An 18,972-nucleotide genomic window follows, 5' to 3' on the forward strand; every position below is an offset into this window, starting at 1 on the left:
GACATACCGACCGTCGGTTGGCTAACTTCGATAAAACAAACCGACGGTCGGTATTGTTCACGAGACAAGGCGGCACCATGCGTCTGACCAGCTTCTATCCCGTTCTCATGACCGAGAAGATCGCCGAGACACGGGACTTCTACCGCGATCACTTCGGCTTCGAGCTCACCTTCGAAGCCGACTGGTACGTCAGCCTGAAACGCGGTGAGTGGGAGCTCGCGATCCTCGCCCCGGGGCACGACACCATTCCCGGCGGAGCGGGCAAACCCGTGCAGGGACTGTTGCTGAACTTCGAGGTCGAAGACGTCGACGCCGAGCACCGGCGGCTGGTCGGGGAGGCCGGGCTGCCCGAGGCGCTTTCCCTGCGCAGCGAGGAGTTCGGGCAGCGGCACTTCATCGTCGCCGACCCCAACGGCGTCCTGATCGACGTGATCCAGGAGATCCCGCCGACCGGGGAGTTCGCCGGGCAGTTCACCGACGAGGCGCGCCCGAGCTGACGAGTACGGCCACCAGGAACAGTCCACAAGCGACGGCCGCCGACACCTGAAGCCCCGCGGTGCAGGCGGCTTTCGCGGCGTCGAGCAATTCGTCGGCTGAATGCGACGTGAGGCCTGATGCGGCCGCCTCCGCTTGAGCCGGTCCCGACAGAGCGAGCGCCCGCGCCGGTTCGGGCACGCCGGCCGGGACGGTCAGATGGCCCGCGTACACGGCAGCGGCCACGGAACCGAACACCGTCGTCCCGAAGCCGGCACCCAGTTCGTAGCCGGTCTTCTCCACCGCCGCGGCGCCGCCGGCCTGGTCCGCCGACGTCGCCGAGAGCAGGGTGTCGGTGCTCGACGTGAGCGCGAGCGCCATCCCCAGGCCCAGCCCCGTCAGCCCGGCACCCAGCAGCACCGGCGAAGTCAGCGCGGCCGGACCCGCCGCCGGGACCAGCAACGAGACCGCCGCCACCGCGAACCCGGCCGTCCGGACCCGGGCGTTGCCGAAGCGTCCCAGCAGGGACGGGGTCACGACACTTCCGACGGCCGACGCGCCCAATACGAGAAGCAGCCGGCCCGCCGCCGCCGTGGGCGACAGGCCGAGCACCACCTGCAGGTATTGGGCGAACAGCAGGCCGAGCCCGACGAGTGTGCTCATCACCAACAGCACCCCGCCGACCGCGGCCCGCACGCCGGGCCGCCGGAACAGGGCGAGGTCCAGCAGCGGGGGATCGGTCCGGCGCTGGCGGCGCAGGAACAGTCCGATGAGGACACATCCGGTCACGCCCGAGGCGACGGCCGTGGTCCAGGCACCCGGATGCCCGACGGCGAAAGCGATCCCGAGGACACCGCCCGCCGCGAGCGTCGCACTGACCGCGTCCCAAGGCCGCCGCCCGGGTGGGTTCCGGGGAAGCCATCGCAGCGCCAGGACGATCGCCGCGAGGATCACCGGTGGGTTCAGCAGGAACGTGGCCCGCCAGCCCCACGCCTCGACGAGCACGCCGCCGAGGATCGGTCCGAACACCGATCCGGTGCCCGCGATCCCGCTGCACACCGCGATCGCCGTCCGACGACGCCGCTGGTCCGGGAACAGTTCGCGGAGCAGCGACATCGTCACCGGCATGATCATCGCGCCGCCGCAGCCGAGCAGCGCGCGACAGCCCAGCAGCACCGGGACGTTCGGCGCGAACGCGCAGCCGAGCGACGCGATTCCGAACACGACGTACCCGGCGACCAGTACGCGCCGCCGCCCGTACCGGTCGCCGAGGGTGCCGAACGTCAGCAGCAGCGGCGCGGCGGTCAGCGGGTAGATCGCCACGATCCACACCTGAGCCGCCGCGCCCGGCCGCAGCTGCCGGACGAGGTCGGGCAACGCGACGTGCAGCACGGTCGCGTCGACCGCCACGAGGAAGAGCCCGGCGCCGAGTACCGCCAAAAGCGGCCAGGCGCGGTCGACCGCTCGCTCGGCCCGGGCCGTGGTCACAGGAGTCCCGTCAGATGCCTCGCCACGACATCGACGTGGGGCGGGTCGACCACCGACAGGTGATGTGCCTCGACCGGCACGATCTCCAGCTCCGGGCACAAGTCCGCCCAGCCCGCCGCGAGATCCGTGCGCGAATACCGGGGTTCCATCGCCAGCCCGGCCGCGTACTGCTCGGTCGCCCGGTAGAGCACGACGCGCCCGCCGTAGTGACGGGGCGTGCCGCGTTCGGCCGCCAATGTGTCCAAAAAGGACTGACGCTGGTGCCGGAGGACGCCGGGGCTGAGCAAGCCCGCTTCGGCGACCCGCCGCATGGTCAGCTCGATCTGCTCCTCTTCGGGCAGCGGTGCGAGCTCCTCGTGGCCGAGCCGCACTTCGCGGCCGTAGGTCCCCTCGACGTATCCGGTGAAGCGCAGGAACCGCCGGGCGGACGACGCCCTCGCATCGAGGTCCGGCTCCGGAAGCGGGAGCATCGTGTCGATCAGCGCGACGAACTCGACCTCCTCGCCTTCTTCGGCGAGCCGCGCGGCGACGCCGTACGCCAGCGCGCCGCCGAACGACCAGCCCGCCAGCCGGTACGGCCGGTCGCGACGTTGTTCCCGCACCAACGGCAGCAACTGCTCGACCCGTTCTTCGATGCTGACACCGGGAACGCGTTCGAACCCGACGCACGGCACTCCGGTGGGCAGCCGCTCCAGCAACGGCCGGTACACGGTGCACGTGCTGCCGCCGGGGTGGAACAGCAGCAGCGGCGCGACTCCGGGCTCGCCGGGAGAGAGGACGTGCACCGGCCCTCGTTCTTCTCGCGTGTCGAGGACCGCGCGGGCGACGTCGGCGATGGCCGCGAGCGTGTCGTGCCGACGGAGTTCGGCGGCGTCGACGGGCGTGGCGAGTTCCGTGCTGAGTCCCTCGGCGAGCAACTCGGCCAGCCGGTCCGGCGCGGCCGTCTCGGTCAGGCGGACGTGCGTTCCGGCCGCTTCGGTGCCGGTGTGTTCCTGCCACAGGCGCAGCACCAGCCGGTCCGCCGCGTCCCAGGCGCGACCGCGCGACGGCAGCGGTTCCTCGTTCTCGCGGGGCGCGAGATCGCGGCTGAGATCGGCGAGCGTGGCGCCCCGGAGCACGGCCGCGGAGTCGGGTTCGGTGCCGAACTCCCGGCGGACGGCCTCGCGGATCCGGTTCGCCATCAGGGAATCCAGGCCGAGTTCCACCAGCGGGACATGGGCGTCGAGGCGGTCGGGACGCAGCCCCATCACGGCGGCGACGATCTCGGTGAGCCGGTCGCCTCCGCCGATGCGCACCGGTTCGGGATCCGGCGTGCGGGTCGCGAACGACGGTGCTTCCTCAGTGGAGGTGTACCAGTGCCGTTCGTGCCGCCACGGCATCGGTGGGACGTCGACCAGCCGGGCCCCGTCGTCCGGATCGGCGGTGGTGATCCGGGTGCCCGCGCAGTAGAGCTCGGCCGCGGCGGCGCCCAGTGCGCGAACCTCGTCCTGGCCCCGGCGCAGGGTTCCGGTGACGAGCGCGTCGTCGATCCCCTCGGCTTCGAGCGTCCGCGCCACCGAACCCCGCAGGATCGGATGCGGCGACACTTCGAGGAACACGCGGTGCCCGTCCGCGGCGGCGGCCGCCACGGCCTGCCGGAACCGCACCGGACGCCGCAGATGCGCGGCCCAGTACCCGGCGTCGAAGTCCGGTAGCTCCCGCGGATCGGCCAGCACCGTGTCGTACCAAGGCACCGTCGGACGACGGCCGCCCAGTTCGACGAGCGCCTCCCGGAGCGCGGGCAGTACCGGGTCGACACGGGCGGAATGCCCGGCGACCTCGACCGGCAGCCGGCGTGCCCGCAGCCCGGCGGCTTCGAGCTCCGCGACCAGGAGATCGAGCACGGTCGCGTCCCCGGCCACGGTCAGCTGCCCCGGCGCGGATTCGACGGCGAGCTCGATGTCCGGGTACAGGTCCAGCTCTTCCGGCGCCAGTTCGACCGCCGCCATCGCGCCGCCGGGCCCGATGGTGCCCAGGAGCCGGGCTCTGGTCGCGACCAGGTGGACGGCCTCGTCGGGGGTGAGCACGCCGCTCACCACGGCGGCCGCCGCGGAGCCGAGGGAGTGCCCGACGACGGCCGCGGGCCGGACGCCGAGCGCCTCCCACTGGGCGGCGAGCGCGATCTGTGTGCCGAAGATGGCCGTCTGGGTTTCGGGCAGGGACAAGGGATCCCCGCTGGTGAGCAGGGCGCGCAGCGAGCGGCCGGTGTGCTCGGTGAACAGGTCGTGGAGCTTGTCGACCTGTGCGGCGAACGCGGGTTCGGCGGCCAGCAGTCCCTGCCCCATGCCAGGCCACTGCGAGCCGTGACCGGAGAACACGAACACCGGGCCGTCGGTGCTCCGGGCGGTGCCGGTGACCGCGCCCGCGGGCAGCGGATCGGCGCCGGAACCGACGGCGCGCAGCAGCCCGGCCAGCTCGGCCGTGTCCCCGGCGACGACGGCGGCGCGGTGCGGACCGCCGTTGTCGCGGCGGGCGAGCGTATGGGTGACGTCGGCGAGGGAAAGCGACGGCGTGGCTTCCAGCCAGTTCGCCAGCTGCGTCGCGCGTTCGGTGAGACGGTCGTGGGTGCGGGCGGACAGCAGTCCGATGCGGATGTCGCCGCGGTCCGGGACCGGCTCCGGCGGCGGCGCCTGTTCGACGACGACGTGCGCGTTGGTCCCGCCGAAACCGAACGCGGACACGCCCGCCGTGGCCCGCCCGGACCGGCGCGGCCACGGCGTCGGTTCGGTCACCACCTTCAGACGCAGGTCGTCGAACGGGATGTGCGGGTTGGGCGCGGTGAAGTGCAGCTGAGGCGGCAATTCGTCCCGCGTCATCGCGAGGACGACCTTGATCAGCCCGGCGATCCCCGCGGCCGCCTCGGCATGCGCGATGTTCGTCTTCACCGAGCCGATCAGCAGCGGTGCGTCGGCGGGGCGGTCCTTGCCGAGCACGGCTCCGAGCGAGCGGGCCTCGATCGGGTCGCCGAGCAACGTGCCGGTGCCGTGCGCCTCGACGTAGTCCACAGTGGACGGATCGAGCCGGGCGCCGTGGTACGCCGTGCGCAGCATGTCCTGCTGTGCGACGGGATTCGGCGCCGCCATGCCCTGTGACCGGCCGTCGGAGTTGACCGCGGTGGAGCGGATCACCGCCAGCACCCGGTCTCCGTCGTATTCGGCGTCCGCCAGCCGTTTGAGCACGACGACACCGCAGCCCTCGGCACGCGCGATGCCGTCCGCGTCCGCGGCGAACGTCTTGCACCGGCCGTTCGCGGCAAGCAGCCCCGCCGCGGCGAACGCGGCCGTCGGTCCGGGCAGCAGCATGAGGTTCACCCCGCCCGCCAAGGCCAGATCCGCCTCGCCGTCGCGAAGCGCACGCACCGCGTGGTGCACCGCGACCAGCGACGAGGAGCAGGCGGTGTCCACCGCCATACTCGGCCCGCGCAGGTCGTAGACGTAGGAGAGCCGGTTGGCCGCGATGCTCCCGGCCGCGCCGGTGGCGGTCCACAGATCCACGCCGCCGCCCGTCATCGTGAGGTGGCCGTAGTCGTGGGTCGAGATCCCGGTGAACACGCCGGTCCGGCTGCCGCGCAGGGAAGCAGGGGCGATCCCGGCGTGTTCCAGCGCGGCCCACGCGACTTCCAGGAGCATCCGCTGTTGCGGGTCCATTGTGGACGCTTCACGGGGGGTGATGCCGAAGTGGTCCGCGTCGAACCCGGCCACGTCGTCGAGGAATCCGCCGACGATCGGTGCCGCGTCGGCGCTCCACCGGCCCGGCGGTGCGGTCCGGACGGCGTCCCGGCCACTGCGCAGCAGCTCCCAGAACTCGTCGAGTCCGTCCGCGCCCGGCCAGCGGCAGCCGAGGCCGACGACGGCGATCGGATCGGTCCGGCGACGGTCGGTGCCCGCCGGTTCGGGTTCGGGGTCGGTGCCGCCGGTGAGCGAGCAGGCCAGATGGTCGATGGTCGGGCTCTCCCACAGCAGGGTGGCCGGGAGCGGGGTGCCGAGCAGGTCTTCGAGATCGGCGGCGATACCGACGGCCTGGCGGGAGGACAGGCCGTAGTCGCTGAGCGGGCGGTCGGCTTCGAGCCGGGCCGCGTCGACGCCGGTGTGCCCGGCGACGGTGTCCAGCAGCCAGCGGCGCAGCGTGGGGGTGTCGAACGACGACGGGTTTCTCATCGCACCAAGGCCTTTCCGTAATCGCCGGCGAGGTAACGGTCGCGGCAGGCGCTCCGCGCGATCTTGCCGCTGGAGGTCCGCGGGACCAGGCCCGCCGGGACGAGCACGACGTCGCGCAGCGCGAGGCCGTGCGCGTCGGAAACGAGCCGCCGGATCGCCACGGCGAGCGCCCGCTCGTCCTCGGTGGTCAGCGCGCTGTGACCGCGGTGCTCGGCGACGACGACCGCGGCTTCGGTGTCGGTGCCTTCGACGGCGAACGCGGCGACACTGCCGGGGCGGATGTCACGGTCGGCCGAGGCCGCCGTCGCTTCGACGTCCTGCGGGTAGTGGTTGCGGCCGTCGACGATGAGCAGATCCTTGATCCGGCCCGCGATGTAGACCTCGCCGTCGTACCGGACGCCGAGGTCACCGGTGCGCAACCAAGGGCCGGTCGGCAGTTCCCCGTGGTCGCCGGTCAGCCTGGCGCCGAAGGTTTCGGTGCTCTCCAAGGGTTTCTGCCAGTAGCCGGTGCCGACGTTGGGGCCGTGGACCCAGATCTCGCCGATCGAACCGTCCTTCAGCGCGACGCCGGTTTCGGGATCGACCAGCGCGACTCGCTGACCCACCGGGACACCGCAGGCGACCAGCTTGAGCCCGTCGTCCGACGGTCGTGCCGTTCCGGCGCCCAGTGCGGCGCGGTCGAACGTGGTGACCCGAGGTGGAACGCCGGGACCGGTGGTGACGAACACGGTCGCCTCGGCCAGCCCGTACGCGGGCCTGGTCTTGTCCGGGGTGTACCCGACTTCGGCGAAGGTTTCATGGAACCGGTCGAGCACGCCGGGGTTGATCGGCTCGGCGCCGTTGACGATCGCGGCGACACGGTCGAGACGGAGCTTGGCGCGATCCTCCTCGCGGACCCGGCTCGCGGCGTAGTGGAAGGCGAAGTTCGGGGCGGCGCTCCAGCTCCCGTTGTGGTCGCCGAGCAGTTCCAGCCAGCGCACCGGACGCTCGATGAAGGCCAGCGGATCCATCAGCACCGATCGCATGCCCATCGCCAACGGTGTGATCAAACCGAGGACGAGGCCCATGTCGTGGAACAGCGGCAGCCACGACACTGTGGTCCCCGTCGGTGCGATCCCGAGCCCGTGCACCGCCTGGCGGACGTTGGCGAGCACGTTCTCGTGGGTCAGCACCACACCGGCCGGGCTGCGCGTCGAACCGGAGGTGTATTGCAGGTACGCCACGTCGTCCGGCGCCGGGGCCGGGGCGGGCCAGGCGCGGACGGGCCCCGCCTTGTCGGCCGCGACGACCGTGACGTGCTCGCCGCCGGGCAGGCCGGCGAGGAACTCGCGGACGGCGTCCTCGGCCGCGGCGGTGGTGATCACCGCGGTGGGAGAGCAGTCGGTCAGCACCGCGGCGAGCCGCCCGGCGTGCCCGGGCAGGCCGGGATCGAACAGCGGCACGGCGATCGCGCCCGCGGTGATCGCGCCGAGGAAGGCGACGACGTAATCGGCGCTCTGCGGGCACAGGATCGCCACCCGGTCACCGGTCCGGACGGGCAGCGCGCTCGCGACGGCGTCGACGCGGTCCTTGAGTTGTTTCCACGTCAGCGTCCGCCGTCGCCCGGCGCGATCGGTCGCGAAGTCGGTGAAGGTGACCGCAGGCCGGTCGCCGTCGGTGTCCGCCCAGTGCCGGAGGCAGTCGGGGAGGGTGGGGCCGGCCGTGGCGGGCAGGTTTTCGGGGGCCAGGGACATGACGTCTCCTCGGGGGATCGGCGGGTGGTGCGGGGGATTCAGCGGCCGAGCGGACCGGCGGCGTGCCGCCAGGCGTCGACGGCGAGCGCGTCGAGGTCGAGGCCGGTGGTCCCGGCGTCACGAAGCACGACCAGCACGTCGTCGGCGGCGATGGCGACGGTGCGCAGACGCAGTTCCGGCAGCTCGGGGGGCTGTCCGGGGAGCGTCAGGAGTTGTTCGTAGGAAAGGGTTTTCGCGCCCGGAACGACGGGAGCCGGGTGGACGGTGACGGTCGACACCGCGGTACCGGCCGCGTCGTCGACCGTCACCTTCGAGCACCGCCCGGCCTGCGCGGCCCAGGCCGCCAGATCGGGTGGGTTCGTCATACGGGCGACCAGTTCGGAGACCTGGCCGCCGGGGACGGCGGACTGGAAGCCCTGGCCGGCGGCGCCGTCGCCGACCAGCCTGCCGTGGACGACGTCTTCGCAACCGCCGACGTCGACCCTGCTCCGCCCACGGTCCGGGGTGGACAGTGCCGAGGCCACGTCGAAACCGTCGCGCGCGGACGCGTGCGGGACGGTTCCCGGTGGCAGCAGGGCGGCCTCCGGAACGGTGAGCGGAGGCGGTGCGGGCGCGGCCTGAATCGATTCTCCGGGCGTGCCGGAAATGGTCGCGACCGCGGCGGCGGACACGACGAGTGCGCGAATTCGGGCAGCCATGAATAGCCCTTTCGGAAGGGTCCGTGGGGAGGTGTGGTCCCTTCGGTGGGACGCGGGCGCCGGGGTCGCGTCGGGGAACGCCGAACCCGGGCGGCACGACGAAGGCTACGACGGGAAATCGAATACCGGAAGGCATCAAGAGAACGTAAATGTCCTTCGTGTACAGGACGTGACCTGCGTTTTCCGGACTTTTCGCTGGTGTGCGAGCTGATCTGGTACTCCCGTGCCACAGTCGCTCACCGTCTGTGAGTGATGGGTCACCCGACTGGGGGAGGTCGATGGTTTTCTTGTTTCCCTGGCATTCATATTGTCCTCCCGGATTGTGGGCAGGACAATTGCGCGGAAGCGGCCCGTCCGCTTAACGTGTCGCCACCTCTGATTTTCTTTCTCGGGTAATCGCCGTCACATTTTCGAATTCTGTCGAACGACCGGGACAAAGGATTACGTATGCGCAATACTTCGAGGCGGCTGTGGGCGGTCGCGGCCGTCGCCTGCCTGCTGCCGGGCGTCGTCGCGGCCCCGGCGCGGGCCGAGAGCGGTGTCCCGGACGCCAGGGCCGACGACGGCTCGCACGTCGTGGCCCAGACCACTGTGGACGGTGACCCGCGGATGCTGGACCTCACCGTGCGCTCGGTCGGCGTCGGGAGTTACGCGATGGTCCGGCTGATCCTGCCGTCGGGATGGGCCACCGAACCGGACCGGAAGTGGCCGGCGGTGTACCTGCTCGCCGGGGAGACACGGCTGCAGGATTATCGTGGCTGGACCGCCAACACCGACATCCGGAAGCTCGCCGACGACTCCGGCGCGCTGGTGGTGATGCCGGGCTCGGGTTCCGCGGGGTTCTTTTCCGACTGGTGGAATTACGGCAAGAACGTCGTGCTCAATCAGTGGGAGACGTTCACCGCCGTCGAGATCCCGCAGCTGATCGATCGCGGCTATCGCGGGGACGGCCGCCGAGTGGCGGCGGGCCTGTCGCTCGGCGGCTACGGCGCTGTCGAACTCGCCGCCCGGCGGCCGGGCGTCTTCCGGTTCGCCGGGTCGTTCAGCGGCAATCTCAATCCCACGGGTCCGTACGGTGAGCTGCTGACCAGCGCGATCGTCGCCTCCGCCCGGCAAGACCCGGAAGCGCTCTGGGGTGACCGCCGTCGCGAGGCATCGCGTTGGGACGCGCACGATCCGCTGGTGAACGCCGATCGCCTGCGTGGCACCGAGCTGTACCTTTCGACGGGCAACGGCCTCCCGGGACCGTTCGACGGCAAACTCCCGATCGACGTGCTGCCCGGCGCGATGCTGCTCGAATTCCTCTGCTCCGGCCAGACCACCGCGATGGCCGACCGGCTGAACCGGCTCGGTGTCCCGGTCATGACGGACTTCTATGGGCCGGGCACGCATCATTGGGCGTACTGGCAGGACCAGTTGCACAAGACGTGGCCGCGGATGCTGCGTGCCCTCGCCGCGCCGGTGAAGGCGGGGGAGGCGTCGTGACCCGTCCGTCCTTTGTGGTCACCGGGGCGTCGAGCGGGATCGGCCGGGCTTGCGTGGCCGAACTTGTCCGGCGGGACGCCCACGTCTGGGCCAGTGTCCGCACCGACGCGGATGAAACGGACCTCGCGCGGACCTTCGGCGAGGCGGTCACCGTGCTGCGGATGGATCTCCGGGATCCGGCGTCGATCGCGGCCTGCGGGGAGGAGGTCGCGGCGGCGGGCCCGTTGCGCGGACTGGTGAACAACGCCGGGATGGCCCGGCCGGGACCGTTGGAACACGTCCCGCTCGACGATTTCCGGCAGCAGCTGGAGGTCAACGTCACCGGTCAGCTGGCCGTCACGCAGGCGATGCTGCCCGCGCTGCGTGCCGCGGCCGGTGCCAGGGTCGTGACGGTCGGGTCGATGGGCGGGCGGATCGCGGGGCCGATGGTCGGGCCGTATCACACGTCGAAGTTCGCCTTGGTCGGTTTGACCGACAGCCTGCGCGCCGAGCTGGCCCCGTCCGGGATCGGCGTCGTCCTCGTCGAACCCGGCGCCGTCGCCACCTCGATCTGGCCGCGCGCCCGCGCCGCCGCCGAAGAAGTGCGTGCCGCGCTGCCGGAAGCCGCGCGGGAAAGGTATGCGGCGCAACTGGACGCGGCCGAACACAGCGCGGAACGGTCCGCGCGGAACGGGGTGCCGCCCGAGCGGGCGGCGCGGGTCGTGGTCCACGCGCTGACCGCACGCCGCTTCGCGCCGAGGTATCTGGTGGGCAGGGACGCGCGGATCGCCGCCGTGCTGGCGAACCTGCCGTTCCGGCTCCGTTACCGGCTGACGGCGGCGAAGTGATGAGCCGGCTCGTCGTGATCGTCGCTCCCGGCTCGCGGGGCGACGTCCAGCCGTGCATCGCCTTGGGGCGTGGTCTCGACGGCGATCGGGTGCGGGTGCTGGCGGCCGAACGGTTCCGGACCCTGGTGACCTCGCACGGCCTGGATTTCGCCCCGCTCTCGGCCGATCCCGCGGAGATCCTCGGTTCGGACGGCGGACGCGAATGGACGGAGGGACGGACGTCCGTGACCTTCTTGCGCGGGTTGCGCGGCGCGCTGGCCCCGGTGATGGAGCGTCTGCTGGCCGACGTCCACGAGGGGTCGGCGGGAGCGGACCTCGTACTCGCCCCGACGCTGGGATTCCTCGGCGCGCATCTGGGCGCGTCGCTCGGCGTTCCCGACGTCGAACTGCACTACCAGCCCAGCGTGCCGACGGGGGCCTTCGCACATCCGCTGGTGCCGTGGGCGGCCAAGACCGGACCGTGCGGCAGGCGGCTGAGCTTCCGCGCCGTCGACACCGTCGCGTGGCAGGTGCTGCGGCCGGAGGTCGACCGATGGCGGGAGCGGACGCTCGGCCTGCCCTCGGCCGGTTTGCGCGGGCCGCGGCGGACGGAAACCCCGGTGCTGTGCGGGTTTTCCGACGCCGTGGTGCCCCGGCCGAAGGACTGGCCCGCGCGGGTCCACGTCACCGGCTACTGGTTTCTCGAGGCGCCCGCCGCCTGGCGACCCGACCCGCGTCTGCGGGATTTCCTCGCGTCTGGGCCGCCTCCGGTGTACGTCGGTTTCGGCAGCATGCGGCCGTCGGAGGCGGAGCGGACGTTCACGGCCGTCCGCACGGCGTTGCGCCGCGTGGGTTTGCGTGGCCTGCTCGGTACCGCCGCCGGAGCCGGAGAAGACGATCTGCTGACCATCGGGGACGTTCCGCACGCGTGGCTGTTCCCGCGCACCGCGGCGGTGGTGCACCACGGTGGCGCGGGCACGACCGCGGCCGCGTTGCGCGCGGGTGTTCCCTCACTGGTCTGCCCGGTCTTCTCCGACCAGCCGTACTGGGGCGACCGGGTCTTCCGGCTCGGCGCCGGGCCGCGTCCATTGCCGCTGCGGGAGTTGACCGCGGACTCGCTGACCGCGCGGCTGCTGGAGCTGTCCGGCAACCTCCTGTTCCGCCGCGGCGCGCAGTACGTCGCGGCGCGGCTGCGGGAGGAGGACGGGGTGGCGCGGGCCCGGCAGGTGCTGCGGGAGGTGGGCTAAACGTATGCGTTTCGCATATAGTTGAGTCATGGAACTCGAGACGGCGATCAACGAGTGGCACGAGAGCGTCAACGAAGGCGACCTGAGGCGATCGGCGGACGCGGTCGGGGATCCCGTCGTCGTCCTCGGGCCGAAGGGCGCCGGGCCGATCACGTCCGCGCAGTTCGCCGACTGGGTGGATCGGTCGGGGATCAGGCTGAAGCCGCGATCGTGGCATCCGGTCAGCGATCGCCTGATGGTGGTGGAGGAGGACGCGACCTGGCCCGAAAGTGCGGGGCCGACGCGGGTGGCGACCGTGTTCCGGGTGGGCGGCGGCAAGGTCACCGCGGCGCTCCGGCTGCCCGATCTGAAGTCCGCACTCGAACTGGCGTACATCTGCCGCGAGATGGCGGCGACCGAATGAGCACCCAAGGTCCTGGTCAGGCGCTGTTCGCCTTCGTCCGGCACTGGTCGCGCCGGACGGCGGGTGTCGCCGATCAGGGTCGTCTCGTCCTCGTCGGCGAGGCGGTCCACTCCCTCGCCGAGCGCGGGGCCGAGACGACGGTGAACGCGATCGCCGTCGAGATCGGCCTCGACCAGAGCGGCGCGTCGCGACTGGTCAAGGCCGCGATCGAGGCGGGTCATCTGGCCATGGAGGCCTCGCGGAGCGATGGGCGCCGTCGTGAGGTTTCGTTGACGGCGGCGGGCCGGTCCATGCTCGACCAGGCACACCGCTGGCAGGAACAGGTTTTCGATCAGCTCACCGACGGATGGAGCGAGAAGCGGCGAAGCGAGTTTCAGCGGGCCATGAGTGATCTCATCGACCGCTCGCATCTGCTACATGCTCCGTGAGGCGGCCGAAGCAGGACTGCCAGCCTTCGACGTGACTGTCGCGCTCCGCCACGGTCTCGAAGACCGCTTGGTGGAACGACATTTCCGTCTTGCCGTCGAGGTCGAAGAAGTCGACCGTGACGAGGGTGTCGTGCCCGCGGAAGCCTTCCGGCTCCTCCCAGGCGAAGCTGAAGACGAGCCGCTCCGGCGGGACGATCTCGTGGTAGACGCCTGACATCCACAGCACGGTCTCGCCGTCGCTGATGCAGGTGCGCCACTTGCCGCCCTCGGTGAGGTTGACGGTGCAGGACCTGCTGGTGAAGCCGGCCGGGCCCCACCACTGGGCGAGATGGTCGGGATCGGTCCACACGCGGAAGACCAGTTCGCGCGGCGCGTCGAGGAGACGGGTGATCGTCAGGTCGGTCATCGTGGTTCTCTTCCGCAGGTATTCAACCGAGAGGTTAATCAATGCCCTGGTTGAACTCTAGTGGCGTTGTCAACCTGTGGACGGCGCGTGTGATCAGACGGACGACACGCGTGACTGAGTGGACGACACGCGTGTCCAGTCGGACGTCTCGCGACGGGACCGGCCGACGTCCGACGCCGGAAACCGCCCCGACTGTCGGTACCGGTCCGTACGGTCGCAGGCATGACTCTGCGCTCAGCACTCTGGCTGCCGATCTTCGACGAACTGGCCGATCCGGTGATCGTCGCGCGTCTCGCCGCCGAAGCCGAAGAAGCGGGCTGGCACGGCTTGTTCGTCTGGGACCACATCCGCTGGCGCGAGCCGGTGCGCGCGATCGCCGATCCGTGGATCACCCTCGCCGCCGTCGCGTCCGCCACCGAGAACCTCGCCTTCGGCCCGATGGTCACACCGCCGGCCCGCCGCCGCCCGGTCAAGCTCGCCCGTGAGACGGCCACGTTGGACCGCTTGAGCGGCGGACGGCTGATCCTCGGCGCGGGGCTCGGCAGCGACCGCTTTGGCGGGGAGTTCTCGAGGACCGGCGACGAACCGGACGATCGCAAGCGCGCCGAGATGCTCGACGAGTCGCTCGAGATCCTCACCGCCGCTTGGTCCGGTGAGCCCGTGCGGCACCACGGCGTGCATTACACGGTCGACGACATCACCTTCCTGCCTCGTCCCGCCCGCCCGATACCCGTGTGGCTGGCCGGCTTCCCGGGGAAGACGAAGCCGATGCGCCGGGCCGCGCGGTACGACGGGTTCTTCCCGGTGAACCTGCCGCACGCGGACGAGTTCGCCGAGGCGGTCGAGACGATCACCGCGCTGCGTGAAGGTGACGAGACGCCGTACGACTTCGCCATCGGGGTGCCCGCGGGCACGGATCTCGCACCCTATGAACGGGCGGGCGCGACCTGGTGGATGGCCGAATTCCCCTGGGACGACCTGTCCGTCGACGCGGTGCGCGGCGTCTTGCGGGAGGGCCCGGCTTGACCCCCGCTTTAATATCTCTTTACTAAATGCGATACTGGACCGACGAGGGGAGTACTTCCCAAGAGCCTGCCCGGTCAGTACGGACATCCCGCCGGTGTCCCCGGGAGGCCGCCCCACAGGGGTGAAGGAGACCTCGAACTTCGAGTTCGAGGAGGCTCCATGCCCGAGTCCGTGGCAACCGTGGGATCGCCCGCGTTGTGGGCGATCAGCATCGCCGTCCTGCTGGCACTGCTCGTCGCCGATTTCGCGGTGACCCGGCGCCCGCACGAGGTTTCGATGCGGGAGGCCGCCGGCTGGTCGGCCTTCTACCTGGCGCTTCCGGTGGTGTTCGGGCTCTGGTTGTGGCTCGAGTTCGGCGGCGGTCAGGCGCTCGAGTTCATGACCGGGTTCGTCGTCGAGAAATCCCTGTCGGTCGACAACCTGTTCGTCTTCATGCTGTTGCTCGCCGCCTTCGCGGTCCCGTCCGAGGTGCAGCAACGTGTGCTGCTGTACGGCATCGTGGGCGCGCTGGTGCTCCGCGGCGTGTTCATCGCGGCCGGTGCCGCGATGCTGTCGGCGGGAACCTGGGCGTTCCTCGTCTTCGGCGTGATCCTGTTCGCTTCGGCGGTCAAGATCCTGCGGGAGGCCATGTCCGGCGGCCAGAGCGAGATGGACCTTTCCCAGCTGCGGTCGGTCCGCCTGCTGCGCAAGCTGATGCCGGTCACGGACGACTACCGCGGCACCCGGCTGACCGTGCGTGAACACGGACGCCGCGCGCTCACCCCGCTGGCGGTCGTGGTCGTCGCGGTCTTCGCGACCGACGTCGTGTTCGCGGTCGATTCCGTGCCCGCGGTGTACGGCATCACCGAAGACCCGTACCTCGTGTTCGCCACCAACGCCTTCGCCCTGATGGGCTTGCGCGCCTTGTACTTCGTGCTCCACTCGGCGCTCGCGAAGCTGGTCCACCTGAATCACGGCCTCGCGATCATCCTCGCCTTCATCGGCGTGAAGCTGGTCCTGCACTGGGCCCACGGGATCTGGCCGTCGGTGCCGCAGGTCCCGACCCCGGCCTCGCTGGGCGTGATCATCGCCGTCCTCGTCACGGTCTCGTTCACCAGCCTGTACGCCCGCCGTCGCGAAGCCGCCCGGACGGCACAGGAGTGAGCGATGATCACCGCACTCGTCGTCGGCTTCCTGATCGATGTGGCGGTCGCCGCCCTCTTCCTGGCCGCGCTGTTCCTGGTCTTCGCGGCGATGCGGCCACCCCGGCCGCCGCGCGATCCCTGACCGTGGGAAACCTGGCGTGTCGGTGGTCCGGACCGGCGGCATGTCCCGTACGGCCGGTACGCTCCCGTTGGTTGAGAAGACAGCCGTCTTCTGTTCGCGCACCGGAAAATCCGGTGAGGAAAGGTGGCTGTCCGTGTCCAACGCCGTGCGTCACGGCGAGCAGTCCCCGCCTCGTAGACCCTCCATCCAGCCGACCCGGTTGCATGTCCTGCTGGTCGAGGACGACGACGGCGACGCTCTCCTGGTCGAAGAGATGCTCGCGGATGCCGTCGAAAGTCTGGAACAGGTCGTCCTCGAGAGGGTGACGACGCTCCAACGGGCACTCGCGCGGCCGATCGCGGCCGACTGTGTGCTCCTGGATCTCCAGCTTCCGGACGCGACGGGGCTGACCGGTCTGACCAGGCTCCGGCAGCACGCGCCGTCGACCGCGGTGATCGTCCTGACCGGCCAGGAGGACGAGGCCACCGGGGTGGCGGCGCTGGGCGCCGGTGCTCAGGACTACCTGGTCAAACAGCATGTCGACGGCAGGCTTCTGGCGCGGACCCTCCGGTATTCCTGGGAACGCAGCCGTGCCGAACGCATCGAGCAGCAACTCCTGCAGCATCAGTTGCTGGCGAGGGAGAACGCGCGCCTCGAACGCGGCCTGCTGCCGACCCCGCTGGTGACCGATCCCCGGCTCGGACTCGCGGTGCGATACCGGCCCGGCCGGAACGGGGCCTTGCTGGGCGGCGATTTCTACGACGCCGTCGAACTCCCCGACGGCACCCTGCAGCTGGTCATCGGGGACGTGTGCGGGCACGGTCCGGACGAAGCGGCGCTCGGTGTCGCGCTGCGGATCGCGTGGCGTTCGGTCGTGCTCGCCGGGCTGCCGATGGCGGGAACACTGGCGATGGTGGAGGAGATGCTGCGGCACGAGGCCTTGGGGCCGCTGTTCGCCACCGTCTGCATGATCACGGTCGCCCCGGACCGCCGCTCGCTGAAGATGGCACTCGCCGGTCATCCGCAGCCGCTTTTGATCGACGACTCGGGCGGCAGGCTGCTGTCCAGGGAGAAACTCGGCCCGCCTCTCGGCGTGGCGCCGGGTGCGGGATGGCAGGAGCTGACGGTGCCGATGGGACCGCGATGGTCACTGCTGCTGTACACCGACGGCCTTTTCGAGGGACGCGTCGAGGGCAGCGGCGAACGGGTCGGGCTCGAACGGATGGCCGCCGCCGCGCTGAACAGCCTGGACGCCGAGGGCGGTTCCGCCGCGGCACTCGATCACCTGATCAGCGAGATGGACGTCCTGCACGGCGGTCCGCTGGACGACGACGTCGCGCTGGCGTTGCTCACGTTCGATTCCGGCGAGCCGTCGCGATGAGGCCCGTTTGGTCGATCAGCCGCTGGGCGGTGTTGTCCGGAGTGATCGCCGGCCTGCTGCTCGGGGGCGCGATCGTGGCAGGCGCACTGGCCACGACGAACCTCACCGATGCGCGCGCCAGGCTGCTGGACGTCACCGGCCCGCAGGTGCTGCAGTCCACCTCGCTCTCGACGGCGATGCTGAACCAGGAGACCGGTGTACGCGGCTACATCCTGGCCGGGCGTCCCGAGTTCCTGGAGCCGTACCGGGACGGATTGAGAGCACAGGACGCGGCCGTCGCCGAATTGCGGCGGCTCGGCGCCGTCCCGGGTACCGCGATCGGTGCCGATCTGGATCGGGTGCTGAGCGCCGCCGCGACCTGGCGAAGGACGGTCATCGAACCCGTGCTCGCCGGCGCTCCCGCGACCGGCGCGCAGGTGGATGCGAGCAAACCGCTGTTCGACCAGGTCCGCGCGGCCCTGAGCGTGTTGCAGAACCGCCTGGAGGCCGAACGGCTGGACGCGAGGGAGGACCTGGCGGTCTCCGCCGACGTCCTGCGGGCCATGCTCATCGTGATCGCGGTGCTGCTCTGTGCCGCGTTCGCGCTGGTCTTCCTTGTCCTGCACCGGAAACTGATCAAGCCGATCCGTCGGCTGGCCGCAGAGGTCCGGGACGTCGCACAGACCGACATCCATCGCGAGGTCCGCGGCTCCGGTCCGAAGGAGATGCGGGAGCTGGCGTCCGATGTGGAGTCGCTGCGCTCGCGGATCCTCGACGAGGTCGCGCGGCTGGAGCGGGCGCAGGAACTGATCGTGACCCGGACCCGCGAGCTGGAGCGGTCGAACTCGGATCTGGAGCAGTTCGCCTACGTCGCTTCGCACGACCTGCAGGAGCCACTGCGCAAGGTGGCCAGTTTCTGCCAGCTGCTCCAGAAGCGGTACCAGGGAAAGCTGGACGAACGCGGGGACCAGTACATCGGTTTCGCCGTCGACGGCGCGAAACGGATGCAGGCGCTGATCAACGACCTGCTCGCCTTCTCCCGCGTCGGTCGCCGCCCGGGCGAAAGTGTCCTGCTGGAGTCCGGAGACCTGCTGGACGCCGCGCTGGGCAACCTCGAAGACGCGGTCGCCGAGTCCGGCGCCCGTGTCACCCACGGCGAGCTTCCCGCCGTACGCGGGGAAAAAACCCTGCTGACGGCGGTCTTCCAGAACCTCGTCGGCAACGCGATCAAGTTCCGCGGCGAGGAGCCGCCGGAGATCGAGATCTCCGCGGAGCGGGACGGCGAGGACTGGCGGTTCTCCGTCACCGACAACGGGATCGGCATCAGCGACGAGTACGCCGAGCGGATCTTCGTGATCTTCCAGCGGCTGCACGGCCGCGGCGAATACCCGGGTACGGGGATCGGCCTGGCCCTGTGCCGCAAGATCGTCGAACACCACGGCGGGAGGATCTGGCTGGACACCAGCGTGCCGTCCGGGACCCGGTTCTGCTTCACCCTGCCCGCAGCCCAGAATCCCGACGAAGGAAACGAGCAAGCATGACCGAGTCCTTGGAGCCGATCCACATCCTGCTGGTCGAAGACGACCCCGGCGACGTCCTCATGACGCAGGAGGCGTTCGAGCACCACAAGATCCGCAACACCCTGTCGGTCGTCTCCGACGGCGAGCAGGCTTTGCAGTTCTTGCGCAGGGAAGCGCCGTTCGAGGACGCGGAACGTCCGGGGCTGATCCTGCTCGACCTGAACCTGCCCCGCAAGGACGGCCGCGAGGTGCTCAGCGAGGTCAAGGCGTCGCCGGAGCTGCGCACCATCCCGGTCGTAGTGCTCACCACCTCCGAAGCCGAAGAGGACATCCTCCGCAGCTACGACCTGCACGCCAACGCCTATGTCACCAAGCCGGTCGACTTCGACCGGTTCATCGACGTGGTACGCCAGATCGACAACTTCTTCGTCACCGTGGTGAAGCTTCCCCGCTGAGC

General features: G+C 70.7%; 16 protein-coding genes. 11 read left to right on the top strand and 5 right to left on the bottom strand.

Features of this window, described 5'->3' with window-relative positions; genetic code table 11:
* The first annotated feature begins 77 nt into the window (after nucleotides 1–77).
* The gene (locus tag AJAP_RS15290; protein WP_037339438.1) at nucleotides 78–497 is read left to right on the top strand and encodes a VOC family protein; all 420 of its coding nucleotides are present in this window, start codon (nucleotides 78–80) and stop codon (nucleotides 495–497) included.
* Here the strand turns inward: AJAP_RS15290 and AJAP_RS15295 are convergent.
* The 4 genes from AJAP_RS15295 to AJAP_RS15310 are packed head-to-tail and all read right to left on the bottom strand — an operon-like array spanning nucleotide 472 to nucleotide 8,589.
* On the bottom strand, nucleotides 472–1,962 hold the full coding sequence (locus tag AJAP_RS15295; protein ID WP_038512045.1) for an MFS transporter: 1,491 nt from the start codon (nucleotides 1,960–1,962) through the stop codon (nucleotides 472–474). The two genes, AJAP_RS15290 and AJAP_RS15295, sit on opposite strands and share 26 nt — an antisense overlap.
* Nucleotides 1,959–6,158 carry a type I polyketide synthase gene (locus AJAP_RS15300; RefSeq protein ID WP_038512048.1) on the bottom strand — a complete coding sequence of 1,400 codons (4,200 nt, stop codon included), beginning with the start codon at nucleotides 6,156–6,158 and terminating at the stop codon, nucleotides 1,959–1,961. Before AJAP_RS15300 ends, AJAP_RS15295 begins: the two co-directional genes overlap by 4 nt.
* Nucleotides 6,155–7,891 (bottom strand): fatty acyl-AMP ligase, encoded by a 1,737-nt coding sequence (locus AJAP_RS15305; protein WP_038512050.1) that lies wholly within the window; start codon nucleotides 7,889–7,891, stop codon nucleotides 6,155–6,157. Before AJAP_RS15305 ends, AJAP_RS15300 begins: the two co-directional genes overlap by 4 nt.
* 38 nt (nucleotides 7,892–7,929) lie before the next feature.
* Nucleotides 7,930–8,589 (bottom strand): hypothetical protein, encoded by a 660-nt coding sequence (locus AJAP_RS15310; RefSeq protein ID WP_038512053.1) that lies wholly within the window; start codon nucleotides 8,587–8,589, stop codon nucleotides 7,930–7,932.
* A 447-nt stretch (nucleotides 8,590–9,036) separates the two neighbouring features.
* Here AJAP_RS15310 and AJAP_RS15315 point away from each other — a divergent pair, with 447 nt between their 5' ends.
* From AJAP_RS15315 to AJAP_RS15335, 5 genes are read left to right on the top strand one after another with little or no spacing between them, the layout of a single operon-like run.
* On the top strand, nucleotides 9,037–10,074 hold the full coding sequence (locus AJAP_RS15315; RefSeq protein ID WP_051972452.1) for an alpha/beta hydrolase: 1,038 nt from the start codon (nucleotides 9,037–9,039) through the stop codon (nucleotides 10,072–10,074).
* The gene (locus AJAP_RS15320) at nucleotides 10,071–10,901 is read left to right on the top strand and encodes an SDR family NAD(P)-dependent oxidoreductase (RefSeq protein WP_038512057.1); all 831 of its coding nucleotides are present in this window, start codon (nucleotides 10,071–10,073) and stop codon (nucleotides 10,899–10,901) included. The genes AJAP_RS15315 and AJAP_RS15320 overlap by 4 nt, the downstream gene beginning before the upstream one ends.
* Nucleotides 10,901–12,127: a glycosyltransferase gene (locus AJAP_RS15325; RefSeq protein ID WP_038512060.1), complete on the top strand. Its 1,227-nt coding sequence runs from the start codon at nucleotides 10,901–10,903 to the stop codon at nucleotides 12,125–12,127. The genes AJAP_RS15320 and AJAP_RS15325 overlap by 1 nt, the downstream gene beginning before the upstream one ends.
* Nucleotides 12,128–12,155: 28 nt before the next feature.
* A complete protein-coding gene (locus AJAP_RS15330; RefSeq protein WP_038512063.1) occupies nucleotides 12,156–12,530 on the top strand; it encodes a hypothetical protein in 375 nt (124 codons plus the stop codon).
* On the top strand, nucleotides 12,527–12,958 hold the full coding sequence (locus AJAP_RS15335; RefSeq protein WP_038512066.1) for a MarR family winged helix-turn-helix transcriptional regulator: 432 nt from the start codon (nucleotides 12,527–12,529) through the stop codon (nucleotides 12,956–12,958). The genes AJAP_RS15330 and AJAP_RS15335 overlap by 4 nt, the downstream gene beginning before the upstream one ends.
* On the opposite strand, the gene AJAP_RS15340 is transcribed toward AJAP_RS15335, so the two are convergent.
* Nucleotides 12,924–13,364: an SRPBCC family protein gene (locus AJAP_RS15340; protein ID WP_038512068.1), complete on the bottom strand. Its 441-nt coding sequence runs from the start codon at nucleotides 13,362–13,364 to the stop codon at nucleotides 12,924–12,926. The genes AJAP_RS15335 and AJAP_RS15340 overlap by 35 nt on opposite strands.
* A gap of 222 nt (nucleotides 13,365–13,586) precedes the next feature.
* Between AJAP_RS15340 and AJAP_RS15345 the strand changes: the two genes are divergently transcribed.
* The 5 genes from AJAP_RS15345 (at nucleotide 13,587) to AJAP_RS15365 (ending at nucleotide 18,970) form a co-directional block, all read left to right on the top strand.
* Nucleotides 13,587–14,390, top strand: a complete 804-nt coding sequence (locus AJAP_RS15345) for an LLM class flavin-dependent oxidoreductase (protein ID WP_038512070.1) — start codon at nucleotides 13,587–13,589, stop codon at nucleotides 14,388–14,390.
* Nucleotides 14,391–14,549: 159 nt separating this feature from the next.
* A complete protein-coding gene (locus AJAP_RS15350; protein WP_038512073.1) occupies nucleotides 14,550–15,533 on the top strand; it encodes a TerC/Alx family metal homeostasis membrane protein in 984 nt (327 codons plus the stop codon).
* Between the two features lie 256 nt (nucleotides 15,534–15,789).
* Nucleotides 15,790–17,016: a PP2C family protein-serine/threonine phosphatase gene (locus AJAP_RS15355; protein ID WP_051972805.1), complete on the top strand. Its 1,227-nt coding sequence runs from the start codon at nucleotides 15,790–15,792 to the stop codon at nucleotides 17,014–17,016.
* Entirely contained in the window at nucleotides 17,013–18,536 is a 1,524-nt protein-coding gene (locus AJAP_RS15360; protein ID WP_038512075.1) for a sensor histidine kinase, read from the top strand. Before AJAP_RS15355 ends, AJAP_RS15360 begins: the two co-directional genes overlap by 4 nt.
* On the top strand, nucleotides 18,533–18,970 hold the full coding sequence (locus AJAP_RS15365; RefSeq protein WP_038512078.1) for a response regulator: 438 nt from the start codon (nucleotides 18,533–18,535) through the stop codon (nucleotides 18,968–18,970). The genes AJAP_RS15360 and AJAP_RS15365 overlap by 4 nt, the downstream gene beginning before the upstream one ends.
* The last annotated feature ends 2 nt before the right edge of the window (nucleotides 18,971–18,972 follow it).

Origin of the sequence: Amycolatopsis japonica, from assembly GCF_000732925.1 — a bacterium.
Taxonomy (GTDB): domain Bacteria; phylum Actinomycetota; class Actinomycetes; order Mycobacteriales; family Pseudonocardiaceae; genus Amycolatopsis; species Amycolatopsis japonica.